The sequence below is a fragment of the Sphaerisporangium dianthi genome, from assembly GCF_042654065.1.
Classification (GTDB): Bacteria; Actinomycetota; Actinomycetes; order Streptosporangiales; family Streptosporangiaceae; genus Sphaerisporangium; species Sphaerisporangium dianthi.
The window spans coordinates 86,626-112,810 of sequence record NZ_JBHSFP010000024.1 but is presented as its reverse complement, the minus strand read 5'-3'; the positions used below and the strand labels follow the sequence as shown (position 1 = coordinate 112,810).

Genomic DNA, 26,185 nt, shown 5'->3' with positions numbered 1-26,185 from the left:
GGGGGAGGCGGGGGCCGTCGCAATCCGTCCTCCGACGAGACGTGGGGTCGTCGCGATGTGTGGAATCTGTGGCTGGGTGGACTTCGAGGGCGATCTCAGAGAGTCCCGGGACACGCTGCTGGACATGACCGAGACCATGAGCTGCCGCGGACCCGACGACGAGGGGATGTGGATCTCCGAGCACGGGGCGCTGGGGCACCGGCGGCTGGCGATCATCGACCTCCTCGGCGGCCGGCAGCCCATGATCGCGGAGGAGGGCGGCGAGGTGCTCGCCGTGCTCACCTACAGCGGCGAGGTGTACAACTTCAAGGAACTCCACGCCGAGCTGGCCGCCCGCGGGCACCAATTCCGCACGCGCAGCGACACCGAGGTCGTCCTGCGCGCCTACCTCGAATGGGGCGAGGACCTCGCCGGGCACCTGAACGGCATGTACGCCTTCGGCATCTGGGACGCCCGCCGCGAGGAGCTCGTCCTCGTGCGCGACCGGCTCGGCATCAAGCCGCTGTACTACTACCCGACGCCGGGGGGCGTCCTGTTCGGCTCCGAACCCAAGGCGATACTCGCCAACCCCCTCCTGGCCGACCGGGTCGTCGACGGCGAAGGGCTGCGCGAGCTACTGGTCTTCGTCAAGACCCCCGAATGCGGGATCTTCCGCGGCATGCGCGAGGTGCGCCCCGGCGGCATCGTCAGGGTCACCCGGGAGGGGATCGTCAAGCGCCGCTACTGGCGGCTCGCGTCCGGCGAGCATCCCGACGACCTGCCGACCACCGTCCGGACCGTCCGTGGCCTGCTGGATGACATCATCGAACGCCAGCTGATCTCTGATGTGCCGCTCTGCACACTGCTGTCCGGCGGCCTGGACTCCAGCGCCGTCACCGCCCTCGCCGGGGAGGCCCTGCGGCGGCACGGCGAGGGCAAACTGCGATCCTTCTCCGTCGACTTCACCGGCTACACCGAGCACTTCAGCCCCGACGCGATGCGCGACACCCCCGACGCCCCCTTCGTCCGCGACCTCGTGCGGCACCTCTCACACCTGGGCGTCGAGCACGACGACATCGTCCTGGACTCGGCCGACCTCATGGACGCCGGGATCCGCGCGGCGGTGCTGCGGGCACGCGACCTGCCGACCGGGGTCGGCGACATGGACACCTCGCTCCACCTGCTGTTCCGCGCGGTGCGGGCGCACTCGACGGTCGCGCTGTCGGGGGAGTCGGCCGACGAGGTCTTCGGCGGCTACCGCTGGTTCCACGACCCCGCCGCCGTCAACGCCGGCACCTTCCCCTGGCTGGCCTCCGGCATCCGCCTGACCGCACTGGACCAGGTGCTCGCCCCCGACCTGCTGCGCGAGCTGGACGTCCCCGGCTACTGCGCCGAACGCTACCGCGAGGCCCTGGACGAGGTGCCGCGCCTGCCCGGCGAGAGCGGGATGGAGGCGCGGATGCGCGAGGTGAGCTACCTGCACCTCACCCGGTTCGTGCAGATGCTGCTCGACCGCAAGGACCGCATGAGCATGGCCGTGGGCCTGGAGGTGCGGGTGCCGTTCTGCGACCACCGGCTGGTGGAGTACGTGTTCAACGCGCCATGGTCGATGAAGACCTTCGACGGGCACGAGAAGAGCCTGCTGCGCGCCGCCACGGCCGACGTGCTCCCCGAGTCGGTGCTGGCGCGCAAGAAGAGCCCCTATCCCTCGACGCAGGACCCGGCGTATGAGAAGGCGCTCAGGGAGGAGACCGCCCGGCTGCTCGAAAGCGGGGACTTCCCAGCCGCCTCGATGATCGACGTGCCCAAGGTGCGGACGATGATCGACCAGCCGCTCGACGCGGTCAGCCGCCACGACCTGCGCGCCGCGCTGGAGGGCCTGCTCCAGTTCAACGCATGGCTGGAGCGCTACAAGGTGCGCGTCAGCCTGTAGGCCCCGGCGAGACCGCCCGGACGCGAGACCCCGCGCGGGGCCGACCCGCACGGCTACGGCCGAAGGTCGCCGAATGGACCGGGCCGGCGGCGGGCGGGGCGGCCGGACGAGCCGGGCCGGCGGCGGGCAGGAGCCGCCGGATGGGCCGGGTCAGCGGGTCACCCGGCTGAGCCCGTCGGTGATGCCCTGGCGCAGCATGTCGCCATAGGGGTCGGCGGGCAGGTCGCCGGCGAGGTCGGCCGCCAGGCGGAAGTAGCGCTCGGCCTCGGCCGGATCGCCGAGCAGCTCGTGCGAGGCGCCCATGTTCAGGTAGAGCGAGGGGTAGAACTCGGTGACGCGCCCGTCGCCCACGGCCCTGGCGTGATGCAGCGAGACGGCGTTCCACAGAAGGGTCTCTTCGGCGGAATCCTGCTGGCGGGCGACGTAGTGAGCGGCCACACAGGCCTCGAAGTCGTCGGTGCGCTCGGCCCACGCCTGGTCGAAGAGCCGGCGCGCCTGCTCGGGCCTGCCCTCGGACTCGGCGCGCATGCCCTCGGCGCACAGCCGGATGATCGGATTGTCGAGATCGAAGCACATGGCCGCCTCCTGTTCCAGAGACCACGAGCCTAGGCCCATGGTCTGACAATCGTGCCGCGGTCAGCTCTTGACGGCCGCGCAGGGCGGGCAGACTCCGAAGATCTCCACGGTGTGGTCGACGTCGACGAAACCCGCCTCGGCCGCGACGCGCTCGGCCCACCGCTCGACGTCCCTGCCCTCCACCTCGACGCTGCGCCCGCAGGCGCGGCAGGTCACGTGGTGGTGGTGCCCTCCGGTGGCGCAGCGGCGGTAGAGGGTCTCGCCGCTCTCGTCCCGGATGGCGTCGACCGCCTCGTCCTCGCTGAGCACCTGCAGGTGGCGGTAGACGGTGGTCAGGCCGACGCGCTCGCCCCGGCGGCGCAGCTCGGCGTGGATCTCTTGGGCGCTGTGGAACCCCGACAGCGTGCCGAGCACCGCCATCAGCGCCTCGGCCTGCCGGGTGCCCCTGACCCGGGTGCCTCGGGAAGGGGGCCGGTCGAGTGGCGGAGACGACTGGGCCGATCGCGTCGTCATGCTGAACCTCCCCGTATCGGCGTCCTCCGCGCACGGCCGCCTGTGCCTCGTCACGAAGTCTCGGCGTCCCCCGCGCACGGCCGCCTGTCCGTCATCACGAACACTAGCAATCGGCGCGGTCGCCGCCGCGTCATGCGGCATGCCCGTCCGCCGCGCATAATTGCCCTGCCCGCCGATCGTCCGCCCGCGTGATCGGCAGGCTCCGCCGCAGGCCCGGTCATCGGGCCGCGGAGGAGCCTGCGCCGCACCCGGGGGCCTCGCAGAAGGAGCCGATGAGCGTGTCCTGGCGTCACCTGCCCAAGCCCGCCCGGGCCGTCGCCGAAGCGACGGAGGGCGCGGTGGCCGCCGCCCGCGCCCGAGATCTGCCCGCCTTCGAAGCGTCCGCCGCGGCGCTCGCCGCGCTGGAGTCCGAGCACGTCGCCCTGGTGCTCGGCACGGTGACGCGCCTGCTGCTCGAGGACCTGCACCCGGGCGGGCTCGCGGTGGACGACGTGCGGGCGCTGGTCGGGCGCTGCGCGCGGGAGGCCGCGGGGTGGTTTCCCGCCGTCGACGCCGACGTCCTGGTGATGCTGGTGGCCGGCGCGCTCGGCGTGTACCAGCCGGAGGCCGAGGCGTTCCCGCTTCAGGCGGACGGCGTGGCGAGGCACGCCGTCGTGCTGGTCGCCGACCTGCTCGCCGTCTCGGGCCACCCGCTCGACGCCTGCCTGTCGGCCGCGTTCGCCGACATCGCCGTGGTCCAGACGTCGGACACCCCATAGGCCCTCCGCACGGAGCGCCCTCGCGGGACGGACCCCGCGGCCGCGATCGTCGCGGGCGAGGCTCAGTACAGGTGCGCGGCGGAGCCGGCGAGCGCGGGACCGGCGAGGTGGCCGCGGGTCACCCGGACGCCCGTGGCGCGTTCCGCGAGGGCCATCACGGTGAGGACGGGGTCGTACTCGTCGTCGTCGAGGGCGGCGTCGGCCTCCTCGTCCTTGGTGGGCATGCCGAGGTCCAGCATCTGGGGCAGGAGGCGGTCAGGGTCGGCGCCCCAGCGCTCGTCGGAGCCGTCGGGCTCGAAGCCGGTGACCAGCAGGCCGTCGGCGGCGAAGACGAACTGCTGGTCGGCGTTGACGTTGACGAACACGGCGGCCATGACGGTGCCTGCCGACAGCAGGCGGACCGCCTCGGCCAGCGTCCCGGCGTAGCCGTTGTACTCCAGCAGGGCGGCGCCGCCGATGGCGGGGTAGGCGGCGATCGGATGATCTCCGAAGGAGGCCCAGTCGACCTCGGCCGCCGGGCCGGGGGTGACGCCGATGCGGCGTAAGGCCTCCTCCGGGTCGACGTCCCTGACGAAGGTCAGGCAGAACGGCCGGCCGTCGTACTCCTCGTCGAACCACGCATAGTCGGCCGCGGTCGCACCGTTCATCGGGGGGTCCTCTCCAACGCGTCCCTAGGAACGTGATCTTGCCAGCGGCGACCGACATAATCGGCGGTTTCCACACACCGGGGGCGGCTGGCACGGGACACTGCGGCGGTCCGGGACAATGGAGGCGTCAGGCTTTCATGGAAGGAAGTGCCGATCGTGGCTATGAGCGCCGAGGCCGACTGGGTCTCACGGTTCGCGGACGAGGTCATCGCCGAGGCTGAGCGCCGTGCCCCCGGCAAACCGATCGTCTGCGCGTCGGGCCTCAGCCCGTCCGGCCCCGTCCACCTGGGCAACCTGCGCGAGGTCATGACGCCCCACCTGGTCGCCGACGAGATCCGTCGCCGCGGCCACGAGGTGGTCCACATCATCTCCTGGGACGACTACGACCGCTTCCGCAAGGTTCCCGCGGGGGTCGACTCCTCCTGGTCCGAGCACATCGGAAAGCCGCTGACCGCCGTGCCCGCGCCGCCCGGCAGCCACCACCCCAACTGGGCCGAGCACTTCAAGGCGCCGATGATCGCCGCCCTGGCCGAGATGGGCGTCGAGTACCACGGCATCAGCCAGACCGCGCAGTACACCTCGGGCGCCTACCGCGAGCAGATCCTTCTGGCGATGCGCGAGCGGGCGCACATCGACGCGATCCTCGACCGCTACCGCACCAAGGGCAAGTCCGCCAAGGCGCCGCGTCAGCAGGCCGGGCTGGACGAGGCCGACGCCGCCGCGGCGGAGGCCGCGGCCGAGGGGTCGGGCGCCGCCTCGGAGGACGACGGCTCGGCCGCCGCCGGCTACTTCCCCTACAAGCCCTACTGCTCGGTCTGCGGGCGCGACACCACCACGGTCACCGCCTACGACGACGACACCACCGAGCTGTCCTACACCTGCGGGTGCGGGCACGCCGAGACGGTGCTCCTGTCGGAGCACGACCAGGGCAAGCTCGTGTGGAAGGTCGACTGGCCCATGCGGTGGGCCTACGAAGGGGTGATCTTCGAGCCGTCGGGCGTCGACCACCAGTCGCCCGGGTCGTCCTGGACGGTCGGCGCTCCCATCGTCAAGGAGGTCTTCGGCGGCGAGCGGCCGATCGGCCCGATGTACGCCTTCGTCGGCATCAGCGGCATGGCCAAGATGAGCAGCTCCAAGGGCGCCGTGCCCACCCCGGCGGACGCCCTGGAGATCATGGAGGCGCCGCTGCTGCGCTGGCTGTACGCGCGGCGCAGGCCGAACCAGTCGTTCAAGGTCGCCTTCGACCAGGAGATCCAGCGGCTCTACGACGAGTGGGACGCCCTCGACCGCAAGATCGGCGACGGCACGGCCCTGCCCGGGGACGTGGCCGCCTACACCCGGGCGGTCGGCACCGCCTCCGGCCCGCTGCCGGTCACGCCGCGCCCGCTGCCCTACCGCACGCTGGCCTCGATCGTCGACGTCACCACCGGCCATGACGAGCAGACCCTGCGCATCCTGCGCGACCTGGACCCCGAGCACCCGATCACCTCTCTGGACGAGGCCCGGCCGCGGCTCGACCGCGCGGCGCGGTGGGTCACCACGCAGGTCCCGGCCGAGCAGCGCACCCGCGTGCGCGACGAGCCTGACACCGCGCTGCTGGCCTCGCTGGGCGAGCGCGACCGCGAGTCGCTGCGGCTGCTGATCGAGGGCCTTTCCGGGCAGTGGTCGCTCGACGGGCTCACCACGCTGGTCTACGGCGTGCCGAAGGTCCTGGCGGGGCTGGCGCCGGACGCCAAGCCGACGCCCGAGCTGAAGGTCGCCCAGCGCGAGTTCTTCGCCCTGCTCTACACGCTGCTGGTCGGCAAGGACACCGGCCCCCGCCTCCCCACCCTCCTCCTGGCCGTAGGCGCCACCCGCGCCCGCAACCTCCTGACCGCCTGACCGCGGGACGGACGACCCGCCTCGTGCCGGGGGCAGAGTGTGCGAGAACGGAAACGTACGCCAGTACCGTTCACCCAGCTCAGAAGCACAGGGCTGCGTTCGTCGGGCGTTGGCGTACGTTTCCGACCCATCGCACACGTGGGTCCGGCGGATGCGGCGCCCGCAGTGAGTTCGGTGTTCATCGCTGTGGTCCGTTGTCGTCTGTGACGTGCGGTCAAGATTCTGGACGCGCTCGGCGTCGAAGGCGAGCATTGGACGCAGATCCTCGTCATCGTCCGGGAGGCCGCCGAGCGGAGCTGGTGGAATCCAGCAAGCCGATGGGAATGCCAGGCGCTGTTCGCCGACCTGGAAGCGGGTGTGCCACCTCGTTCTGTGCCGCAGCGTTTGTCGACACACCAGCACGTTGCATGACGTGGCGGATCAACTGCATGATATGAAGCCCAACGACCTGGGGAAATTCGATGAGCAGCCCTGAGAATTCTCGGAGCGGCTCATCAGATGGTCGGTAGATGCGCGACCGCCACCTGTCGGGATCTTCGACCTGAGGGATGCGAAGTTCGGAAGTACGGCACGCGCAGTCCCCCTCACATCATGAGCTGGCCTCCTCTCAGTGATGCTCCTCACCTTGCCTGCATGATCACTTACTGCTTTGATCACATGGATCGTTACACCCCCCAATGATCATGGAGTCCAGTGATTCTGTCAGGAAGACCAACCCTTGCTTCGAGAGGTTGGCGACTACGCGGGGTCGCGCTGCTATCGGCGTCGACCACGGTGACCTCCTTACTGGTTGGGGCAGGATCTTCTCCCGCCGCTGCTGGTCCCTCTCCAGCACCTGCGCCTCAAAGCACTGTTGCTGCATCCGACATCTACGAAGAGGCCAAGCAGCAAGCCAAGAAACAGAACAAGCGCGTCGAGATTCCCGCCTACCGCTCGGAGAACTCGACCACTTTCGCCAATCCCGACGGCAAAACCCTGCGCGTGGAGATGTCCACCTCGCCAGTCCGAGTCAAGCGGAACGGCACCTGGGAGACGATCGACACGACTTTGGTCGTGCAAGACGGCGAGGTCAGGCCGCGGGTAGCGAAGTCGGACCTAGCTCTGTCGGCCGGAGGCAACCGTAACGTGCTTGCGGCCAGCGCCGACCCGTCACGACCTCAGAGCGGGAAGGCGCAGGTGCAGCTCCTCGCGCCGGACAAGCTTCCCGCCCCACACCTATCGGGTAACCACGCAGAGTACACCTCTGCCTACGGTGATGGCATCGATCTCGTTGTCACTGCCACGCCGACCGGATTCCGTCAGCAGATCATCATCCGGAAGCGTCCGGCGCAGCCACTGCCCTTGCGTATTCCGGTCGATCTGCCTGCTGACTTTGCCTTCGAGAAGGTCTCGGGCAAAGTCATGCTGGTCAAAAATACCAGCAAAGGGATGCAAGAGCAGATAGTTGACCTCTCCACCACCATGATGCTCGACGCGGTGGCCGCCGACGAGAGTAAGGACCCGGATGAGGGAAAGGTCGGCAAGGCCACAACAAACCTGGAGAAGGCCGGGGGCGGCGACTCGACCTTAGTACTTACTCCCGATGCCGCGTTCCTGGCCGACCCCGCAGTGACTTACCCGGTCACAGTGGCCGCCGCCGCCTCGGACTGGTGGGAACCTTCGCCAGACAACACCATCGACACCTTCGTCAACAACGATGCCTACCCCGACAGCCGTGACAACCAGCTTTTGGACCGGATTTTGGTCGGCAAGTCCAACGACGGCGCCGTCCGTTGGCGCAGCTACATTAAATTCCAGGATATCCCTGCGGACTCCTTGCTGAGAGGCGGCAAGGTCCAGAACGCGGACTTGGTGTTGTGGAACCACCTGTCCAACGCTTGCGGGACCAGTGTGGGATCCGGCATCACCGCCCGCCAGATCACCAGCAGTTGGACTCCTGGATCGCTGACCTGGACCAACCAGCCATCGGTGACCTCTACCGGCGCGAACACCGAATACGGCGCCTACACCCCCACCACCGCCTGCACGAGCGAATGGGCCAAGAAAGAGTGGGACCTGGTCCACTCGGTCAACCGCATTGTCCAAGCCTGGGCCGATGGCGAGGCCAACTACGGCTTCCAGCTCACCGCCGGCAACGAATCCGACCTCACCAACTGGCGTCGCTACCGGACCACCGAATACACCGTCTGCAACAACGGTACAGCCTGCGAAGGACGCGTCCACCAGCCGCTGCTTTTCGTCGACTTCGAACCTCTCATACTCGACAAGGCTACTTATATTCAATCCGAGAAGCCTTCGGACGCTCCTTCCGTCGCCGAGATGGAAGATATGAGGGTCAGGGAAAGTGACGCCATTCCCGAATTCCCGTACGTAAGTGATCAAGCTTCGGTGGCAAGCGCCCGCGAATCTGATGCAAGGGTCACAGTAGACGCTGATTCACTTGAGCCGCCTTCGGATCTTGCTCCTGAGCAGCTTGAATGGCTCAAAGACCCGAACGAAGGGCCGGGATATTACGAAGCAAGCGACGACTCTAACCCGCCTCCCGGGCCGGATACCACCGCTCCATCGATATACACGACGAATCCGATGGCCGATGCCGTCGACATTCCCGTGGATACCGACGTGAGGGCTATGCTCACTGAAGCCATTACAAATGCGAGTTTGAATGTCAAAAACGCCGATGGGAAAATCGTTCCCGGGCAAATAAACGCTAGCGCAGATGGAAAAGCAATAATCTTCACCCCTGAGCAGGCTTTGACCTTCTCGACAAAGTACTCAGTTCAGGTAGCCGATGCCAGAGATTCGGCTGGTCATGTGATGACCGCCTTCTCATGGTCCTTCACCACTCGAGCCGGACATGCGCCAGAGGGTGAACGTGCCCGCTGGAAATTCGACGAAGGAAACGGGACAAGCGCGGCGGACGCCACAGGCCACGGGTATGATGCCACCCTGAGCGACTCGACGACGTGGGTAACCGGGAAGAGCAGAAGTGCCGTTTCGAATACCGGCACCACAGGTGGGCAGGAGGGCGGCTCGCCGGTGTCAGGCATGACGTTCGAGGATCACTCCGACAACGGATACGTAGCGTTCACCGGCGCTGACGGCTCCCAACTCATCTATAAGCACCAGATCGACGGCGTTTACCGTCGCGACTCCGATCCCGCCGACGCCAGTAAAGTAGTGCGGAATTCTGCTACCCAGTTCACCCACGTCGCAGCGGATGGCGTCAAGACCGTGTTGAAGGCGGTAAGCGTCCCTGCGAGCGCACCCGCCCACCTTTTCGCCGATACGGCTGCCCCGCCGATCGCCGCGGTAGACGAGTCCGCCTCCCTGGAGTTGGGGGTTAAGTTCACAACTGACAAACCTGGTCTCATAACGGGAGTCAGGTTCTACAAGGGGCCGGGAAACACCGGAACACATGTCGGAAACCTGTGGAGCACCTCGGGGCAGAACCTGGCCACCGGGACCTTCACCGATGAGACCGAGTCAGGGTGGCAAAGGCTGGTCTTCGCCGCGCCGGTTCAAGTGGTTCCTGGTACGACATACGTGGCGTCGTACTTCGCCCCTGAAGGCCACTACTCATTCAGCGACGACTTTTTCAGCTCCGCTACCGACAACCCTCCCCTGCATGCTCCAGCCACCGCCGACGTATACGGCGGCAACGGTGTCTACGCCTACGGTCCTTCCTCCGCAATGCCGTCCGGCAGCTTTCGTGGAGGAAACTACTGGGTAGATGTCGAGTTTGTCCCGAACGAGGGTCAACCTGATCCTGCTTTGTCGACGGTGAGCACTATACACCTGTTCGACTCGGCCACCCCGGGGACCGATGCTTCTACGGACTCCAACTCACTGGAACTCGGAGTGAAATTCACCGCCGATAAGCCAGGCTTCATCACGGGAGTTCGCTTCTATAAGGGGCCCGGCAACACCGGAACACACATCGGCAACCTGTGGACTGCAGGTGGGCAGAAATTGGCGACGGGTACATTCCCAGAAGAGACTGAATCGGGCTGGCAGAGGCTTACTTTTGCCGCACCGGTTCGGGTCACTGCAGGAACGGCATACGTTGCCTCGTACTTCGCTCCCGGCGGTCGCTACGCGTTCGACAGCAACTACTTCGCCAACGCCACGGACAATCCACCGCTGCACGCTCCGGCGGCGACGGCAGTATACGGCGGCAATGGCGTGTACAGCTATGGTGCGGCTTCTCACTTTCCTGCCGGCACCTACGGGGCCAGCAACTACTGGGTGGATGTAGACTTCACCTCAGACTTGACGCGCTGGGTCATCAGTAGTATTGAACCGAGAATACAGCCGCTCGCCCAGACCAGTGGATCGGTCATACGTACTGATGCAAGCTTCACCGTGACTGCATGGCTACGTTGGACCGATAAGAACGGCGACTACTCGGTCATCGAGCAGCGGGGAAGTCGTAGGAATGCTTTCCGCCTGGGCAACGACCCTGCCCATGGACTGGTATTCACCTTCAGTGAGTCCGACACCGATGATGCCGCAGTTGAGGGAGTGCTATCGGATGTCGAAGCACCGGTGGGCGAGTGGTTCCACCTCGCAGGCGTCTACAGTGCCCCCGCTGAGACGGCATCCCTGTACCTGAACGGGAAGTTGGTTAAAACTCAGCCCATCAGCTTCTCTACCTGGACAGTAGAGGCACCCCTGGCGCTTGGCGCAAGCATGCAGGGTGACCTTGACGAAGTACGACTGTTCGACAAGCGGCTCACGAACGAAGAGATCGTCGCCCTTCGCGACGATGTTGTTACTCCGGCCGCTTCACCAACTGTGACCCGCAGCGAACCAAGATCCATAAACTTGTCCCATACGGCCCAGGAAGCGCGCAGCATGGCCAGCGCCGCTCCCTCTGACGATTGGTTCTATAACGCCTGCTGGCGCAACGAGACGCAAGCCCGTACACCCTCTCGACCTGTCGCTCCAGGTCTCTTCACTCCGGGCGGGTATCACCTCAGCCGACAAAACTGGTGTGGCATCCAGCATCTGGGGGCGGTCGAAGCCAACACGTTAACGAGAGAACGAACGAAGGGGTTCGACTCCGCCCTGACACTTCTCGGATACACTACCAATAGTAAAGTGTCCGATCCGCACGGCACCAGGGCTCGCATTTACTCCTTCGACGCTTATATCGATCATTTCGAATTCGTGGATCTCGGCTACAGGAGATGGGCCGAGATCGAACTCGGAATGGAGGACAGTCAGCCCGGTGACGGCTGTAACCTCATATCAAATGTCGAGTCGTACAAGGCCAAATGGTCTGAATGGGATGCAGGGAAGCATGTGAGTTGGACGTTTGCATCTCTTGAAGAGAACGGCAAGGGAGACGACAAGGTCCAGTTCTGCCACCCCCGCTTCTATTCGAAGATCACCACCCTGGCGTCGCAGCCGAAGTTCACAGAGTCGTCAGACGCCTACCCAGATGTGAGGTGTGACTCTGCGCCGTACATAGTCAGCACCGTGGGCAGCGGCTGCGTTTTTCATATGGCGCAAGCGATCTACCAGACTCGCGAGACACTTCCTGGGGACCCGACGAAATCTTCGGAGAAACCTGACCTCAAGGACGAAGTTCAGACTGCGTACCGGAACGTTCCTTCACATATATGGACTGCTCTTAACGCGCCGAGGCTGACACAACCCCGTGATCCCGGCAAGTCCATACCAGGGAAGATGGGGTTGGGACTCGTCCGATCCGTCGACAAAAAGTGGAACGAGAAAAACAACGACAAGGTGAGAGATATATGTCGTAACAACTTCAAGGAGTACGATGCCACTGTCGATCCCGTTCTCGGTAAGCCAGCTACAACGGGCAATCCTCCTATACCGGTACCGGTCAATCAGCGAAAAGTGTACGAGTGTGATGAATTCCCGTTCGAGTCCACCATGCAAGGGGCGTGGACGTCGGCCGAGCGTATCAACCGGCCGGAAGCCCGAAACTTCTCGGTTCGACCGGTTTGGTGGAAGAACAACGGCAACGACGGTCAACGGCTGAGACTCTTCTATGAATACAATCGCATTCTCGGTGTTGATCGAAACAACCGTAAAACCGAGTACGATCTGTTCCTCGTAGATCCTCAGGTGCCTCAGGCGCCTCCCGTTCCGTAGATCAAGGTCAGGGTGCTCCAGGGAATGATGGAGCACCCTGGCCAAACCCGCATCAGGAGATAGTGATGTTGAGCGAGCTCATCGACTTCTATCTGAGAGTCGCCGTGAACGATCTGCCGGATGACATCTGCTGGATAGTGGTTCAGCCTCTGTCCGGCGTGCTGTCGGTGAACCAAGCCGTAACGCGGATCGGCGGTCGGCCTGAAAACCTTCTCAACATGACTACGATGGAGGCATACTCCTTGTCTCCCGGTGACACGCTTTCTTTCGAGGAAAGCGAAACGGCGGTATCGATATTGCAGATCGGCGGATTTGCGGGCATGTTTCCAGAGATGATCGAGCCGCTCAGTCGCGGCGCCCGCGCCTGGGTCGCATACTGGGATGTCAATGCTGGCTTCAGCATGCTGCACTGGGTCGACGGTTCCTGTGTCGGTGGTTGGGATCCATATTCGCCGCGTGAAGGCTGGGTAACCGGGTTGGGGCCGCTGGCTCGGTACGCCGATTTCTTTCTTCGATACGATATCGACGATGAAGATCGGGATCCAAACCACCGCGAAGCTGTAACGCTTGCAGTGATAGAAGCCGAGAGCGGCGTACGCTTGGATCGGGCATGGATCGACCGGGAGCATCCCGCGATGCTTGTCACTCAGGGTCTTGATGGCGGCCTAGAATTTCCGCCATTCGATGACTGATGGGTGGGCGTTGACCATAGAATGCGAGTCGAGTTCAGCTGCCGTCGATTTGTCGCGTTCAACGCTGAACTGCATGGCCGGGCTGATGCGCCGGCACCGCAAGGCGATCGGTTAGATCTGGCGGCGGCTCTACGCGGGACGGCAGGCGTTGCCGGTGCCGGTCTACCTGCGCGAAGGGGAGACCTTCGAGCAGGCCGGGGCCGGTTTCGGGGTGTCGGCGGCGACCGCGTGGCGGTATGTGGAAGAGGCCGTGATGCTGTTGTCGGCGCGCTCGCCCAAGCTCGGCGGGCCACCTACCACTTGCGGAGATCGCTTACGATCCAGGCAGGACGAGTGAGCGGCGAGGAGCGTTGTGAGCGTTAACAAGGTGCCGGCGGGGGTGGATCCGTCTGTTCCCAGCGTCGCGCGGATCTACGACTACTACTTGGGCGGCAAGGACAACTTCGCCTCCGACCGCGAGGCCGCCGAGCAGATCATCGGGATCCTCCCGAACGTGCGCGACATCGCCAGGGAGAACCGCGAGTACCTGATCCGCACGGTGACCTACCTCGCCGGGCAGGGCGTGCGCCAGTTCCTCGACATCGGGGCGGGCCTGCCGACGCAGCGCAACGTGCACCAGGTCGCCCAGGAACTCGCGCCCGAGTCGCGGGTGGTCTACGTGGACAACGACCCCATCGTGCTGACCCACGCCCGCGCGCTGCTCGCCGAGAACGACCGGGTGATCGCCGTCGGCGCCGACATGCGCGACACCGAGGGCCTTCTCGCGATCCCCGAGATCCGCGAGCATCTCGACTTCTCCCGGCCGATGGCGATCCTGATGCTCGGCGTCCTGCACTTCATCCCGGACGACGCCGAGGCCATGAAGATCGTCACCGTGCTGAGGTCGGCGCTCGGGCGGGGCGGCCACCTGGTGATCTCGCACGGCTCGGTCGGTGACATCGACGAGGACAGGTCGCGTGAGGGGCAGCGGGTGTTCAGCCGCACCGCGATACCCGGCGTCACCTCCCGTTCGCCCGAGCAGGTGCGCGCCTTCTTCGAGGGACTCGAACTGGTCGATCCGGGTGTGGTGCCGCTGCGCGACTGGCGGCCCGAGCTGGAGCCGGTGATCGTCAAGGAAGGGGAGGCCGGGGCGGTCGGAGGGGTCGGCCGCGTGCGCTGACCTCTGGGTGCGACGAGCACGGCACGGCCCGAGGGCCCCGGCGTCACGCCGGGGCCCTCGGGCGTTCCAAGGGATGCTCCGGGCGACGTATCCGCAGGTAGAGGGCCATGTAAAAAGAAACTTCATGCTAACCTGTGGGGAAGAAAAATATTGACCACCTCGCCCTAGCGCCCGTACGGTCCCGGCAATCGGGACCTGGAGAGCACTTGATGAAGCGACTCGCAGCGATCGCCGCAGTGGCGGCCCTCGCCGCCGCCACCGCCTGCGGCACCACGGAGACGGCCGGCACGGCTGGAGCGGGCGGTGTCTACACCACGATCGACGGGGCCAAGCAGATCGACGCCACCGCGCCGATCAACCCGTTCAACCCGCAGGGGAGCACGTTCGTCGGCTACGACGCCATGTCGCTGGCCTGGCCGAAGAACAGCCTGACCGACCCCAACCAGTTCTATCCGGGCATCGCCCGCGGCTGGACCACCACGCCCGACCAGGGCGAGGTGGTGGTGCACCTGCAGCCGGCCGCCCGCTGGTCCGACGGCAGGCCCGTCACCAGCGAGGACGTCCGCACCTCGATCGCTCTCGCCTACACCCAGGGCGGCAGCGCCTACACCGTCAACGCCGGCGCGGCGGGCGCGGCGGCAGACATCCAGGTCGTGGACGCCAAGACCGTCAAGGTCACCCAGGGCGCCAACCGCAGCAACGTGTTCCTGCGCAACGTCCTGTCCACGGTCGTCGTCCCCGCCCACGTGTACGGCAAGCTGCTTCCCGGCGACTTCTGGACCACGCTCAAGGCCGCCAGGGGCACCGGCCCGGCCGCCGACAAGGCCAAGGCCGTGATCACCGGGCTGGCGCAGAAGGTCATCGCCTTCGCCCCGCCCGAGGACGTCTCGGCCGGCCCGTTCGTCCTGGAGCGGGTCAACCCCGGCGCCGCGCTCCTGAAGAGGAACCCGTACTTCTACGACGCCGCGAGGATCGTGCCCGACAAGGTGAAGGTGCTGAACTACACCGGCAACGAGCAGGTCTGGAACTACCTGGTCTCCGGCAAGCTGGACAGCGCGCCGTTCACCGCCGTGCCCGCCGCCGTCATGCGCAAGATCAAGGAGACGCCCGGCAACGCCATCCGCAAGGGGTACTCCCCGGTGGCGGCGTCCCTGGCCTTCAACCAGGCGCGCAAGCCGTACGACAACGTGCACGTGCGCCGGGCGCTCGCCTACCTCATCGACCGCGCCCAGGTCACCAAGATCGCCTCACCGGAGGCGGGGGCGCCGTCGCTCACCACGACCGGCATCCACGGCGATTCGGCCAAGGTGTGGCTGGGCGACCGGCTCGCCTCGCTGAACCCCTACAAGGTCGACCCGGCCAAGGCCGACGCCGAGCTCAAGGCGGCCGGCATGGTCAAGAAGAACGGCGTGTGGGCGATGCCGGACGGCAAGCCGTGGAAGGTCGAGGTCCAGGTGCCCGCGTCGTTCTCCGACTGGGTCGCCGCCGCCAAGTCGATCACCAGCCAGCTCGACGACCACGGCATCGACGCCAGCGTGACCACCTCGGCGGACTACATCCTCTACCTGGACGAGCTGGCGTCGGGCAAGTTCGACATCGGCTTCTGGCTGATGGCGCTCGGGCCCTCGCCGTACAACATCTACCAGCGCCTGTACGGCTCGGCCAACGGCTGGTCGCTGCTCGCCGGGCGGCTCACGCACTCGCCGCCGGGCAAGAACGGCAACTGGATGGGCGGCCCCGAGACGATCGGCGGGGTGAACCCCGGCGAGCTCACGAGCCGGCTCAACCTGGCCTCCCCGGACGAGCAGAAGCGCATCGTCACCACGCTGGCGACGCTGACCAACGAGCAGCTGCCGGTCATCCAGATCTACGACTACGTCAACACCCAGTTCGTCAACACGAACCGCTACACGGGCTGGCCTCCGGCCGGCAGCGAGGCGCTGCGCCTCCCCGCGGGCGTGTGGATGCAGCTCGGCATGATCAAGAAGAAGTAGCCTATGACGATCCTCACCGCCCGGGGCGCACCCCGGCTGAACGCAGTGACACGACGGCTCGGCGGGCACCTCGCCCGCGGCCTCGTCATGATCTGGGTGGTCACCACCATCAGCTTCGTGATCATCCGCAACATCCCCGGCAACCCGGTGCTCGGCCAGTACGAGACGCTGATCGAGAAGGGCATGTCCCCCGACGAGGCCGAGCGGGCCACCGCCGCCCTCTACGGGTTCCTGCCGACCGGCAGCCTGTGGGAGCAGTACACCGGCTACATGAAGGCGCTGCTCCACCTGGACCTCGGGCAGTCGCTCAGCACGCCGGGCACCGAGGTGGTGACCCTCCTCGGCTCGGCCGCCAAGTGGACCGTGCTGCCGGTGCTCGGCGGCACGCTGCTGAGCTTCCTGCTGGGCGTCACGCTCGGCGTGTACGCGGGCATCAAGCGGTCGGGCAAGCTGGGCGACCTGCTGTCGATCTCCGGCTCGCTGCTGCACGGCATCCCGCAGTACGTCATCGGCCTGCTCATGCTGGCGATCTTCACGACGCTGTGGCCGATCCTGCCGGCGGGCGGCCCGGTGGACGTCGAGTTCGTCCCCGGGTTCAACGCCGGCTACCTGGCCTCGCTGATCCAGCACGCCACGCTGCCCGTCCTGACGTACGCGCTGGCCAGCTACGGCGGCTGGGTGCTGGCGATGAAGTCGAGCGTGGCCACCGTGCTCGGCGACGACTTCATCCTCGCCGCGGAGCTGCGCGGGCTCACCCGGGGCGTGCTGTTCCGCTACATCGCCCGCAACGCCATCCTGCCGCTGTTCACGATCCTCGCCCTCTCGCTCGGCATGCTCTTCGGCGGCGCCATCTTCATCGAGCGGATCTTCAACTACCCGGGGCTCGGGCTGCTGCTCGTCAACAGCATCGGCGCCCGCGACTACGCGCTCATGGGGGGAACGTTCCTGGTGACCACGGTGGCCATCATCGTCGCCAACATCGCGGCGGACCTGCTGTACACCGTGATCGACCCGCGGGTGCGGACGGGAGGCGCGGCATGAGCGTGACCGTTCCCCAGACGGCGCTCGGCGACACCCGGGCGGCCCTGCGGCGCAACTTCTGGCGGGGCGTCGGCCGCGTGCTGCGCCGTAAGCCGAGCCGCCTCGCCGGCGTGGCGATCGTCGTGATGTTCCTGCTCATGGCCGCGTTCGGGCCGATGCTGTACCCGGCGCACCTGCCGCGCGACGACAACGCGCTTTACGCTCCGCCGAGCCTGGCCCACCCGTTCGGCACCGACTTCGAGGGCACCGACGTGCTCGCCCTGGTGGTCACCGGCGCCCGGTACGTCATCCTCACGGGCCTCGCCACCGCGGTCATCACGGTCGCGCTCGGCACGGTGCTCGGCCTGCTGGCCGGCTTCCACCGTGGCCGGTGGGACACCGTGCTCATGCGGATCACCGACCTGCAGCTCACCATCCCCGGCCTGCCGCTGCTGCTGGTGCTGTCCACCGTGTGGAAGTTCAACGGCCCCCTGGAGATGGGCCTGGTGCTCGGCCTGCTCGGCTGGGGCGGCATCGCGCGCGCCGTGCGGTCGCAGACGCTGTCGCTGCGCGAGCGCGGGTTCATCGAGGCGGCCCGGGGGCTCGGGCTGTCCACCGCGCACATCATCGGGCGCGAGCTGCTGCCCAGCATGGCGCCCTACATCGCGATGAACATGCTCATCGCCGTCACCGGCGCCATCTACGCCCAGGTGGGGCTGTTCTTCCTCGGCGTGCTGCCGTTCGACTCCAACAACTGGGGCGTGATGCTCAACCTCGCCGTCTTCGGCGGCGGGGCGCTGACCAGCGCCGCCGCGCTGCCGTACCTGCTGGCGCCGCTGCTGGCGATCCTGCTGCTCACACTCGGCATCGTGCTCATCGTCGACGCGATGGACGAGATCTTCAACCCACGGCTGCGTGAGGAGTAACCGGTGACAGCCCTCTCCCACGGGGCCGGGGAGCCCCCCCGCCCCGGCTCGGCCTCCGTCCCTGGCTCGGCCTCCGTCCCTGGCTCGGCCTCCGTCCCTGGCTCGGCCGCCGTCCCCGGCCCGACCTCCGTCCCCGGCTCGGCCGCCCTCCCTGGCTCGGCCGCCGTCCCCGGCACGGCCACGGACCCCGGGGCCGGCACGGCGCCCGGCGTGCGCGTCCGCGACCTCACCGTCGTCTACAAGACCCCGCTCGGCGAGCTGCCCGCCCTCGGCGGCGTCAGCCTCACGATCGCCCCCGGCACCGTCACCGGCATTGTGGGGGAGTCCGGCTCCGGCAAGTCCACGCTGGCGCTCTCGCTGCTGAACGCCGTCCAGCCGCCCGGTCGCATCGCCGGCGGCAGCGTGGAGATCGACGGGCTGGGCAACGTCGTGGACCTCGGCGGCGACCGGCTGCGCCGGGCGCGCGGCCGGCACCTGGGGTACGTCTTCCAGGCCGCGCAGAACTCCCTGAACCCGCTCAAGACGGTCGGCAAGCAGCTCCTCGACCTCGGGCGCTCGCACGAGGTGGACGACCTTCCCGCGCTCGTGCGGGACGCCAAGGACCTGCTGGAGCGGATGGGCCTGGACGGCGCCCGCGTGCTGGACTCCCACCAGCACGAGCTGTCGGGAGGCATGCGCCAGCGCGTGGGCATCATGCTCGCGCTCGTGCTCAACGCCCGCCTGGTCATCCTCGACGAGCCCACCACCGCGCTCGACATGATCACCCAGGCCACCATCCTGCGCATCGTCCGTGAGATCCACGACGAGCGCGGGCTCACCACGCTGATGGTGACCCACGACATGGGCGTGGCCGCCGAGGTCACCGACCGGCTCGCCGTCATGTACGGCGGACGCGTGGTCGAGCACGGCCGCACAATGGAGGTGCTCGGCTCGCCCGCCCACCCCTACACGCGGGCCCTGATCACGGCGATCCCGCGGCTGTCCGGCGACACCGGGCAGTCGCGCGCGCTGCCCGGCCGCCCGCCCACGCTCGGCACCCTGCCGGCGCGGGGATGCGTCTTCCAGGAGCGCTGCCCGCTGCGCATGGACATCTGCACCACCGTGGAACCGCCCTCGATCACCGAGAACGGCAGGACCGTCGCCTGCCACGCCGTCGAGGCGCCCATGACCGCCGAACGCCGGAAGGAACACGCGTGATCACAGGGACCGGCATCAGCAAGACGTTCAAACAGCGCGGCGACGTCCTCGGCTCCCGCGAGGTGCGGGCGCTGCGCGGCATCGACTTCACCGTCCCCAAGGGCGGCGCCGTGTCCTTCATCGGCGAGTCCGGATGCGGCAAGACCACGCTCGGCCGCATCATCGCCGGGCTCGAGACCTACGACGAGGGCGACATCGTCATCGACGGCACGCCGATGACGCCGCTCAGCCCGCGCCGGCGCCGGCCGTACTTCCGCCGCATCCAGCTCATCCACCAGGACCCGTACTCCGCGCTCAACCCGACGCGCACCATCCACCAGACCCTGCGGGCGCCGCTCGCGCTGCGGGCGTCGCAGACCGGCCGCCCGTCGTCCTGGATCGACGCGCGCGCCGAGGAACTGCTGTCGCTGGTGGGCATCGACCCGGGCTACGTGCTCGGCCGCTACCCCCACCAGCTGTCGGGCGGCATGCGCCAGCGCGTGGTCATCGCCCGCGCGCTCACCGTGGACCCCGAGATGCTGGTCGCCGACGAGTCGGTGTCCATGATCGACGTGTCGATGCGGCTGAGCATCCTCGCCCTGCTGAAGGACCTGCGCGAACGGCTCGGCGTGAGCGTGCTGTTCATCACCCACGACATCGCCACCGCCCGGTACATCGGCGACAACGGCGAGCTGTACGTGCTGTACCGGGGGCAGGTCGTGGAGCGGGGGCTGACCGAGACCGTCATCTCCGGGCCGCTGCACCCCTACACCCAGGCGCTGCTGTCGGCCATCCCCGTGCTGCACGGGCTGGAGCGGCCCGGGCGCGAGCGCGTCGTGCCGACCGAGGCGCTGGACGAGCGCCACACGGACGAGGGCTGCCTGTTCGCCCGCAGATGCCCCTTCCGCACCGAGCGGTGCGACAACGAACGGCCGATCCTGGCCGGCTGCTGGGACAGCACGCACGAGCACGCGTGCTTCCACCCGCAGCGCCGGGAGGTCATCCCCGTGGAGGCGGTGGCGTGAGCGGAGGCGGAGCGCCGGCCGGCGTCCGTCCCGTGCCGCCGGCCGAGCTGCCGGCCGTCGGGGAGCTGGCCTCCGACGCGCTCACCCTCGACGCCGCCGAAGCGCCGCTGATCGTGTCCCGGCTCGCCGCCCCGCCCGAGGGACGCGAGTGGACGGCGCTGACCACGTCCGGCCTCGACGGGGTCGTGTTCGCCTCCCTGTCGGCCGCCGAGGGGGTGGGCCACGTCGACCTGCTGGCCGTGCGGCCCGCGGCCCAGGGCAGAGGTCTCGGCAGGACACTGCTGCGCGCGGCCGAGGACTGGCTGCGCGAGCGGGGCGCCGGCGAGGCGCGCCTGGCCGGCAACCCGCCCTGCTACGCCTGGCCGGGCATCGACGTGCGCTACACCCCTGCGGCCTGCCTGGCCGAGAGCCTCGGGTACGAGCGCTACAGGACCGCCTGGAACATGACCGCCGACCTGTCGCCCTACGCGTCCGGAGCCGGGGCGGACCGTGATGACGGCACCCCCGCGGACACCGCCGCGGACCGGGAGGAGACCGGACGCCTGGCCGCGGCCGGGGTCGTCCTGCGAAGCGCGGCGGCCGGAGAACGGGGCGAGGTGGCCGCGTTCGTCAGGCGGCACTGGAACGACGCCTGGGCCTGGGAGGTCGAGCAGGCGACCGGCTGCCACTACGCCGTCCGGGACGGAGAGATCCTCGGCTTCGCCGCCTGGGGCGCCCGCCCCCGGTGGTTCGGCCCGATGGGCACCGCCGCCTCGGCCCGCGGGCTCGGCGTCGGGCGGGCCCTCCTGCGGCGCTGCCTCGCCGAGCAGGCCGCCGCCGGCCTGCGGAGCACCCAGATCGGCTGGGTCGGCCCGGTCCGCTTCTACGCGCGGGCCGTCGGCGCGCGCGTGGAGCGGGTGTTCTGGCTCTACCGCCGTGACCTCGGCTGAACGTCCCGCCGGGCGCCACGGCCCGGCCACCGCACGATCCACACAAGATGAGGAGTCATGATGCGACCATTGGCCACCCCGGTCACGACGGAGCAGAACGATCCGCGTTACCGCGAGATCGACCGCCTGCCGACCGCCGAGATCGCGTGGATGATGAACGCGGCCGACTCCACGGTGCCGGCGGCGGTCGCCAGGGCGGTGCCCGAGATCTCGGCCGCGATCGACGGCATCGTCGCCCGCATGCGGGACGGCGGGCGGCTGCTCTACGTGGGCGCCGGCACCTCCGGGCGGCTGGCGGTGCTCGACGCCTCCGAGTGCCCGCCGACGTTCGGCACCGACCCCGGGACGGTGCGCGGCATCATCGCCGGCGGGACGCCCGCGCTGACCCGGTCGGTCGAGGGGGCCGAGGACGACGCCGAGGCCGGCGCCGCCGCCATGCGCGAGCAGGGGGCGGGACCGCTGGACTCGGTGGTCGGCCTCTCCGCCAGCGGGCGGGCGCCGTACGTGGTCGCCGCCGTGGCGCAGGCCCGCCGCATGGGCGCGCTGACGGTGGGCCTGTCGTGCAACACCGGCGTGCCGCTGTCGGAGGCGGCCGACCACGCGATCGAGGTCATCGTCGGGCCAGAGGTCGTGGCCGGGTCGACGCGGCTGAAGGCCGGCACGGCGCAGAAGCTCGTGCTCAACATGATCTCCACCATCTCCATGATCAAGTGTGGGCGGACCTTCGGGAACTACATGGTCGAGGTCTCCGCGAGCAACACCAAGCTCCTCGCGCGGGCGGCGCGCATCGTGGCCGACATCACCGGCGCCGACATCACCGTGGCGCGCGACGCCCTGGAGGACGCCGGGCACCAGGTCAAGACCGCCGTCGTCATGGTGCAGCGCGGCATGGACGCCGACGGGGCCCGTCTGCTCCTCGCCGCCTACGACGACCGTCTCGACCTCGCCCTCGGCGTCCGCCACTCCTGAGCGCCTCAGGCGGCGCCCTCCCTCGCCGTCCGGCCGCCGCCGCTCTCTCGGCCGCTCGCGCGGCCGCCGGGGCGCGAAGGGCGGGCGCCGATCATGAGCGCGGGGACGGAGAAGCGGCGGCTGAGCCGGAAGGTGAGGGGCGGGCTCGCGCTCACCGCCTCCTTGTACAGGACGGCGAGCCGGCCCGCCAGGTACAGCCGGCGCGGCGTGTCGTCGGCGTGGGTGAACTGGATGACGGCGTCCTTGCGGCCCAGGCTGACCGGCTGGTGGATGTAGCCGAACCGGAACGGCGCGGCCTCCCGCCCGCGCAGGCGGCGGGCGATCGAGTCGGCCGCGTGCGCGCCGCTCGGGATGCCGCTCTGGCAGGTGCCGTGCAGCACGCCGAACTCCTGCCTGATCGCGGCGCTGTCGCCGACCGCGTAGATCGACGGGTGCGAGACCGAGCGCAGGGTGGCGTCCACCACGATCCGCCCGTGCCCGTCCACGGCGATTCCCGCGTCCGCCGCCAGCGGCGCGGCCTCGAAGCCGGTCGTCCACACGCAGGCGCCGGCCGGGACCAGCTCGCCGCCGGCGAGCTCCACGGCGTCGGGCAGGACCTTGGTGATCTCGGCGCCGCTCCGGCTCAGCACGCCCAGGCGGGCGAGGGCGCGGTCCAGGTGGGCGCGGGCCCGCTCGCCCATCATCCGGCCCGGCCGGTCGCGGCCGATCAGCACGACCCGCAGCCGGGGGTGGGACTCGGCGATCTCGGTCGCCGCCTCGACGCCGGTGAGCCCGTTGCCGCCCACCACCACGGTCCCGCCATCGCGGGCGATCTCGGCCAGCCGCGCCGAGAGCCGGGCGGCGGCCTTCGGGGAGTCCAGCGTGAAGGCGTGCGCGGAGACTCCTGGCACAGCGTCCATGCGGGTCACGCTGCCGATCGCGTACACGAGCGTGTCGTAGGCGAGCGTCCGCTCCTCGTCCGCGCCGGTCCGCACGGTCACGCGCCGCGCGCCCGCGTCGATGCCGGTGGCCCAGCCCTGGACGAACGCGATGCCCGTGCCCGCCACCATGTCCGGGATGGAACGCTCGGCCAGCCGCTGACCGGACGCGATCTGGTGCATGCGCAGCCGTTCGGTGAAGCGGTCCGCGGGATTGACCAGGACGACCCGCACGCCGAGGCGACGGGTGCGCCGGGCGAGGCGGATCGCGGCCATCAGGCCGGTGTAGCCGGCGCCGAGAACCAGGATGCTGTGCTGACCATGGGTGGCGGCCATGCCGTCCTCCTTCGCGAGGGCCCTCGTGTGGGGCGTTCACCACGCAAGGACGCATCCCGCCCCGGCGGCGTGACATGGCCGAGTGTGATCTGCGTCACTCTTACGCGCTCGACGGAAATCGGACTGAAGCCCGCCGGAGGACGGCGCGCGAGAGGTGGGCATAATTCACAGACATGTCTCCCCGCATCGACCTGACCTGGCCCGCCTTCGCCGACGACGCGCTCCGCGAGGAGGTCCACCGCGTGATCCACGCGGTCGTGGCGGAGGGCGGCGCGGTCGGCTACGTCACCCCGCCCGGCCGGCAGGAGACCGATCCCTTCCTTGACGACGTCCTCGCCGCCGCCCGGCACGGCCGCGCGGCCCTGGCCGTGGCGCGGGTGGACGGAGTGGCCCAGGCGATGGGCCTGTGGCGGCGCGCCTCGGCGCAGGTCTTCGCGCATTCCGCCGAGGTCGGCAAGGTCATGGCGCACCCGTCGGCGCGCGGCCTCGGTCTCGGCCGCCTGGTCGTGGCGGGCCTGATCGGCAGCGCCCGCGCCGCGGGCATCGAGACCCTGACCCTCGGGGCGCGCGGCAACAACCACGGGGCCATCGAGCTGTACGAGGGCTTCGGCTTCCGCGAGTGGGGGCGGCTGCCCAACGTCATCGAGGTCGGCCTGGAGCGCTTCGACGAGGTCCGCATGTACCTGGACCTGGGCACCAGGGACCCCCGGGTCGTGCTGAGGGGGTCGGCGCCCGGCGGCGCGGGCTCGTCGCCGCGGCGCAGGCTGCGGGCCGGTGGCCAGGGTGGCGTCCGCCGAAACGGGCATATCTCTCAATGACCCGCGGATGGACCTGACCTCGGTCCGGTCACACGTCCGATGCTCCGGCGAGGGGAGGGCGCGGATGTCCATACGGTTGCGCCGCGTCTACGATGATCCGTCCTCCGAGGACGGCGCCCGCGTGCTCGTCGACCGCCTGTGGCCGCGGGGAGTGGCCAAGGACGAGGCCCACGTGGACGAGTGGCTCAAAGACGTGGCGCCGTCCGGCGAGTTGCGCATCTGGTACGGCCACGATCCGGCGAGGTTCGCCCAGTTCCGCGGCCGCTACCTGGCCGAGCTGGAGGATCCCGTCCGCCGCCACGCCCTCGACCGCATAGAAGAGATGGCCCGGGAGGGCCCGGTGACCCTGCTGACCGCCACCAGGGACGTCGAGCACAGCCACGCCGCCGTTCTCGTGGACCGGCTCGGCGCGCACCGCGGGAGCGGGCACCCCCGGTGAGGGACGGGGCGGCTCATTCGGGTACCCCCGTCCCTCACGGCGGCCGTGGCCGCCAGGGTGGAGCGGAAGGCCGTGGCCTGACCGCTCAGGCGGCCGCCGTGGCCGCTGTGGGGTGAGCGGGACGCTTCGTGACGCCGTCCCGCTCCTTCGGAAGGTCTCGCCGCCGTGGGGTCACAGCCGGCCGCGGGTGGCCGACCGGCGGCCGAGCGCGACGCCCAGGGCGACCATGCCGAGGCCGAGGATCAGGTGCAGCCAGTTGTCGGCGCTGTTCACCGGGACGAAGTTCGCCGCGGTGTCATGCCCGACCAGCATGCCGTACACCCACAGCAGCAGGTAGATCGCGCCACCGCCGATGAGGAAGGTGCGCGCGCCCTGCCAGGTGCGGGCCAGGACGATGCCGGCGACGCCGAACAGCAGGTGGACGATGTTGTGCAGGATCGACACCTCGAAGACGCCGAGGAGCATCGCGTCGGACCGGTGACCGGCGAACAGGAGCTGGTCGACGTCGGTGGTGACGCCGGGGATGAAGCCGAGCACGCCGACGAGGAGGAACACCACTCCGACCGCGAGTGAGGCCGTCTGCAGCGGAGTGCGTGCGGTACGTGTGCGGATCGAGCCCATGGTGCCTCCAGAGGGGATGGGCGGCTGTGGTGGTTCAACGCCCCGGCTACCCTCCCGCGCCGCGCATATACGGGGTCGTTCCCCACCGCGTGGATCGGCGCGGCCCGCGAGGGCGTGAAGATCCTGGAAAACGGCGGTTCCCGGGATGCGAATTCTTTTTTCGAAATGTCGTGAATCGCTTTTCCCGGCCCGCGCCGCCCGGCCCCGGCCGTCCCGTCGTGCGAGGTCGGAGGGGATGGCGGGATCTACCTTGAACGGTGGTTTGCCGGCCGTCGACGGGGTACATGCTGCGATCCCGTGGAAAGGACATGCCAATGAACGCCGAACGCGGCAGCGCCAAGCACGGTCCCCGTCTCGACGACGAGATCAAGCACGAGACCGCCGTCATCGTCCGGGGCGGCCATGCCGAGGAATGGATGGAGCCGGAGCCCGTGCGAGACGCCGAGGACGACCTGCGGCCCCAGGGGTACGCCCCCGGGCACGAGCCGGGCGTCGCGCCCGGGATGACGCAGAACGACGTCGACCGGCGCAGCAACCTGGCCCGGTGGCTGTCCGACGTCCACTATCCGGCGGGCCGCGACACGATCCTCGCCCACGTGGAGGGCGACCCGGCGGTGCCGGACGCCGTGGTGGAGACGCTGCGCGGCCTTCCCGAGGGCACCTACCGCAATGTCGGCGACCTGGCCGAGGCGCTGGGGCTGGGCCGGGAACGCCGCTTCGGCGACTGAGGCGCGGGGCCGTTTCGAGG

The 26,185-nt window shown here is 68.7% G+C and carries 22 protein-coding genes; 17 read left to right on the top strand and 5 right to left on the bottom strand.

The genetic code is table 11. The features are described 5' to 3' along the window. The first annotated feature begins 55 nt into the window (after nt 1-55). Entirely contained in the window at nt 56-1,912 is a 1,857-nt protein-coding gene (gene asnB, locus ACFO60_RS28340) for an asparagine synthase (glutamine-hydrolyzing) (RefSeq protein ID WP_380845815.1), read from the top strand. Between the two features lie 150 nt (nt 1,913-2,062). Here the strand turns inward: asnB and ACFO60_RS28335 are convergent, their stop codons facing one another. Together ACFO60_RS28335 and ACFO60_RS28330 are read right to left on the bottom strand one after the other, a co-directional pair. After that, nucleotides 2,063-2,488 carry a hypothetical protein gene (locus tag ACFO60_RS28335; protein WP_380845812.1) on the bottom strand — a complete coding sequence of 142 codons (426 nt, stop codon included), beginning with the start codon at nt 2,486-2,488 and terminating at the stop codon, nt 2,063-2,065. 60 nt (nt 2,489-2,548) lie between these two features. After that, nucleotides 2,549-3,001, bottom strand: a complete 453-nt coding sequence (locus ACFO60_RS28330; protein WP_380845809.1) for a Fur family transcriptional regulator — start codon at nt 2,999-3,001, stop codon at nt 2,549-2,551. Between the two features lie 272 nt (nt 3,002-3,273). On the opposite strand from ACFO60_RS28330, the gene ACFO60_RS28325 reads away from it, so the two are divergent. Next, entirely contained in the window at nt 3,274-3,759 is a 486-nt protein-coding gene (locus ACFO60_RS28325; protein WP_380845806.1) for a hypothetical protein, read from the top strand. Nucleotides 3,760-3,821: 62 nt separating this feature from the next. On the opposite strand, the gene ACFO60_RS28320 is transcribed toward ACFO60_RS28325, so the two are convergent. Continuing rightward, nucleotides 3,822-4,406 (bottom strand): DUF6461 domain-containing protein, encoded by a 585-nt coding sequence (locus ACFO60_RS28320; RefSeq protein ID WP_380845803.1) that lies wholly within the window; start codon nt 4,404-4,406, stop codon nt 3,822-3,824. Nucleotides 4,407-4,553: 147 nt separating this feature from the next. Between ACFO60_RS28320 and lysS the strand changes: the two genes are divergently transcribed. The 12 genes from lysS to murQ all read left to right on the top strand — a co-directional run bounded on the left by lysS (nt 4,554) and on the right by murQ (nt 22,306). Next, nucleotides 4,554-6,287: a lysine--tRNA ligase gene (gene lysS / locus ACFO60_RS28315; protein WP_380845800.1), complete on the top strand. Its 1,734-nt coding sequence runs from the start codon at nt 4,554-4,556 to the stop codon at nt 6,285-6,287. A gap of 774 nt (nt 6,288-7,061) precedes the next feature. Beyond that, entirely contained in the window at nt 7,062-12,416 is a 5,355-nt protein-coding gene (locus tag ACFO60_RS28310; protein WP_380845797.1) for a DUF4082 domain-containing protein, read from the top strand. Nucleotides 12,417-12,481: 65 nt separating this feature from the next. Then, nucleotides 12,482-13,108 (top strand): hypothetical protein, encoded by a 627-nt coding sequence (locus ACFO60_RS28305; protein WP_380845794.1) that lies wholly within the window; start codon nt 12,482-12,484, stop codon nt 13,106-13,108. 115 nt (nt 13,109-13,223) lie between these two features. Continuing rightward, nucleotides 13,224-13,445, top strand: a complete 222-nt coding sequence (locus tag ACFO60_RS28300) for a helix-turn-helix domain-containing protein (RefSeq protein WP_380845881.1) — start codon at nt 13,224-13,226, stop codon at nt 13,443-13,445. 15 nt (nt 13,446-13,460) lie between these two features. Next, entirely contained in the window at nt 13,461-14,267 is an 807-nt protein-coding gene (locus tag ACFO60_RS28295; RefSeq protein WP_380845791.1) for an SAM-dependent methyltransferase, read from the top strand. A 209-nt stretch (nt 14,268-14,476) separates the two neighbouring features. After that, on the top strand, nt 14,477-16,261 hold the full coding sequence (locus ACFO60_RS28290) for an ABC transporter substrate-binding protein (RefSeq protein ID WP_380845788.1): 1,785 nt from the start codon (nt 14,477-14,479) through the stop codon (nt 16,259-16,261). A 3-nt stretch (nt 16,262-16,264) separates the two neighbouring features. After that, nucleotides 16,265-17,302 carry an ABC transporter permease gene (locus ACFO60_RS28285; protein WP_380845785.1) on the top strand — a complete coding sequence of 346 codons (1,038 nt, stop codon included), beginning with the start codon at nt 16,265-16,267 and terminating at the stop codon, nt 17,300-17,302. Further along, complete coding sequence (locus ACFO60_RS28280; protein WP_380845782.1) at nt 17,299-18,207, top strand: ABC transporter permease; 909 nt, start codon at nt 17,299-17,301, stop codon at nt 18,205-18,207. Before ACFO60_RS28285 ends, ACFO60_RS28280 begins: the two co-directional genes overlap by 4 nt. Before the next feature lie 3 nt (nt 18,208-18,210). Continuing rightward, nucleotides 18,211-19,404: an oligopeptide/dipeptide ABC transporter ATP-binding protein gene (locus ACFO60_RS28275; RefSeq protein ID WP_380845779.1), complete on the top strand. Its 1,194-nt coding sequence runs from the start codon at nt 18,211-18,213 to the stop codon at nt 19,402-19,404. Next, a complete protein-coding gene (locus ACFO60_RS28270) occupies nt 19,401-20,408 on the top strand; it encodes an ABC transporter ATP-binding protein (RefSeq protein WP_380845776.1) in 1,008 nt (335 codons plus the stop codon). Before ACFO60_RS28275 ends, ACFO60_RS28270 begins: the two co-directional genes overlap by 4 nt. After that, on the top strand, nt 20,405-21,337 hold the full coding sequence (locus ACFO60_RS28265; protein ID WP_380845773.1) for a GNAT family N-acetyltransferase: 933 nt from the start codon (nt 20,405-20,407) through the stop codon (nt 21,335-21,337). The genes ACFO60_RS28270 and ACFO60_RS28265 overlap by 4 nt, the downstream gene beginning before the upstream one ends. A gap of 57 nt (nt 21,338-21,394) precedes the next feature. Then, nucleotides 21,395-22,306, top strand: a complete 912-nt coding sequence (murQ, locus tag ACFO60_RS28260) for an N-acetylmuramic acid 6-phosphate etherase (RefSeq protein ID WP_380845770.1) — start codon at nt 21,395-21,397, stop codon at nt 22,304-22,306. A gap of 5 nt (nt 22,307-22,311) precedes the next feature. On the opposite strand, the gene ACFO60_RS28255 is transcribed toward murQ, so the two are convergent. Beyond that, nucleotides 22,312-23,559, bottom strand: a complete 1,248-nt coding sequence (locus tag ACFO60_RS28255) for an NAD(P)/FAD-dependent oxidoreductase (protein ID WP_380845767.1) — start codon at nt 23,557-23,559, stop codon at nt 22,312-22,314. Nucleotides 23,560-23,732: 173 nt separating this feature from the next. Between ACFO60_RS28255 and ACFO60_RS28250 the strand changes: the two genes are divergently transcribed. Further along, nucleotides 23,733-24,377 carry a GNAT family N-acetyltransferase gene (locus ACFO60_RS28250; RefSeq protein ID WP_380845764.1) on the top strand — a complete coding sequence of 215 codons (645 nt, stop codon included), beginning with the start codon at nt 23,733-23,735 and terminating at the stop codon, nt 24,375-24,377. A gap of 64 nt (nt 24,378-24,441) precedes the next feature. Further along, on the top strand, nt 24,442-24,816 hold the full coding sequence (locus ACFO60_RS28245) for a DUF488 domain-containing protein (RefSeq protein WP_380845761.1): 375 nt from the start codon (nt 24,442-24,444) through the stop codon (nt 24,814-24,816). 171 nt (nt 24,817-24,987) lie between these two features. On the opposite strand, the gene ACFO60_RS28240 is transcribed toward ACFO60_RS28245, so the two are convergent. Further along, entirely contained in the window at nt 24,988-25,437 is a 450-nt protein-coding gene (locus ACFO60_RS28240; protein ID WP_380845758.1) for a DUF4383 domain-containing protein, read from the bottom strand. 314 nt (nt 25,438-25,751) lie between these two features. Here ACFO60_RS28240 and ACFO60_RS28235 point away from each other — a divergent pair, with 314 nt between their 5' ends. After that, on the top strand, nt 25,752-26,165 hold the full coding sequence (locus ACFO60_RS28235) for a DUF2795 domain-containing protein (protein WP_380845755.1): 414 nt from the start codon (nt 25,752-25,754) through the stop codon (nt 26,163-26,165). Nucleotides 26,166-26,185 lie beyond the last annotated feature (20 nt).

Coding starts and splice junctions, on each gene's coding strand:
- ACFO60_RS28330 (WP_380845809.1), bottom strand. CDS start 3,001: ATGACGACGCGATCGGCCCAGTCGTCTCCGCCACTCGACCGGCCCCCT.
- ACFO60_RS28285 (WP_380845785.1), top strand. CDS start 16,265: ATGACGATCCTCACCGCCCGGGGCGCACCCCGGCTGAACGCAGTGACA.
- asnB (WP_380845815.1), top strand. CDS start 56: ATGTGTGGAATCTGTGGCTGGGTGGACTTCGAGGGCGATCTCAGAGAG.
- ACFO60_RS28305 (WP_380845794.1), top strand. CDS start 12,482: ATGTTGAGCGAGCTCATCGACTTCTATCTGAGAGTCGCCGTGAACGAT.
- ACFO60_RS28235 (WP_380845755.1), top strand. CDS start 25,752: ATGAACGCCGAACGCGGCAGCGCCAAGCACGGTCCCCGTCTCGACGAC.
- ACFO60_RS28240 (WP_380845758.1), bottom strand. CDS start 25,437: ATGGGCTCGATCCGCACACGTACCGCACGCACTCCGCTGCAGACGGCC.
- murQ (WP_380845770.1), top strand. CDS start 21,395: ATGATGCGACCATTGGCCACCCCGGTCACGACGGAGCAGAACGATCCG.
- ACFO60_RS28320 (WP_380845803.1), bottom strand. CDS start 4,406: ATGAACGGTGCGACCGCGGCCGACTATGCGTGGTTCGACGAGGAGTAC.
- ACFO60_RS28290 (WP_380845788.1), top strand. CDS start 14,477: ATGAAGCGACTCGCAGCGATCGCCGCAGTGGCGGCCCTCGCCGCCGCC.
- ACFO60_RS28325 (WP_380845806.1), top strand. CDS start 3,274: ATGAGCGTGTCCTGGCGTCACCTGCCCAAGCCCGCCCGGGCCGTCGCC.
- ACFO60_RS28245 (WP_380845761.1), top strand. CDS start 24,442: ATGTCCATACGGTTGCGCCGCGTCTACGATGATCCGTCCTCCGAGGAC.
- ACFO60_RS28335 (WP_380845812.1), bottom strand. CDS start 2,488: ATGTGCTTCGATCTCGACAATCCGATCATCCGGCTGTGCGCCGAGGGC.
- ACFO60_RS28255 (WP_380845767.1), bottom strand. CDS start 23,559: ATGGCCGCCACCCATGGTCAGCACAGCATCCTGGTTCTCGGCGCCGGC.
- ACFO60_RS28280 (WP_380845782.1), top strand. CDS start 17,299: ATGAGCGTGACCGTTCCCCAGACGGCGCTCGGCGACACCCGGGCGGCC.
- ACFO60_RS28250 (WP_380845764.1), top strand. CDS start 23,733: ATGTCTCCCCGCATCGACCTGACCTGGCCCGCCTTCGCCGACGACGCG.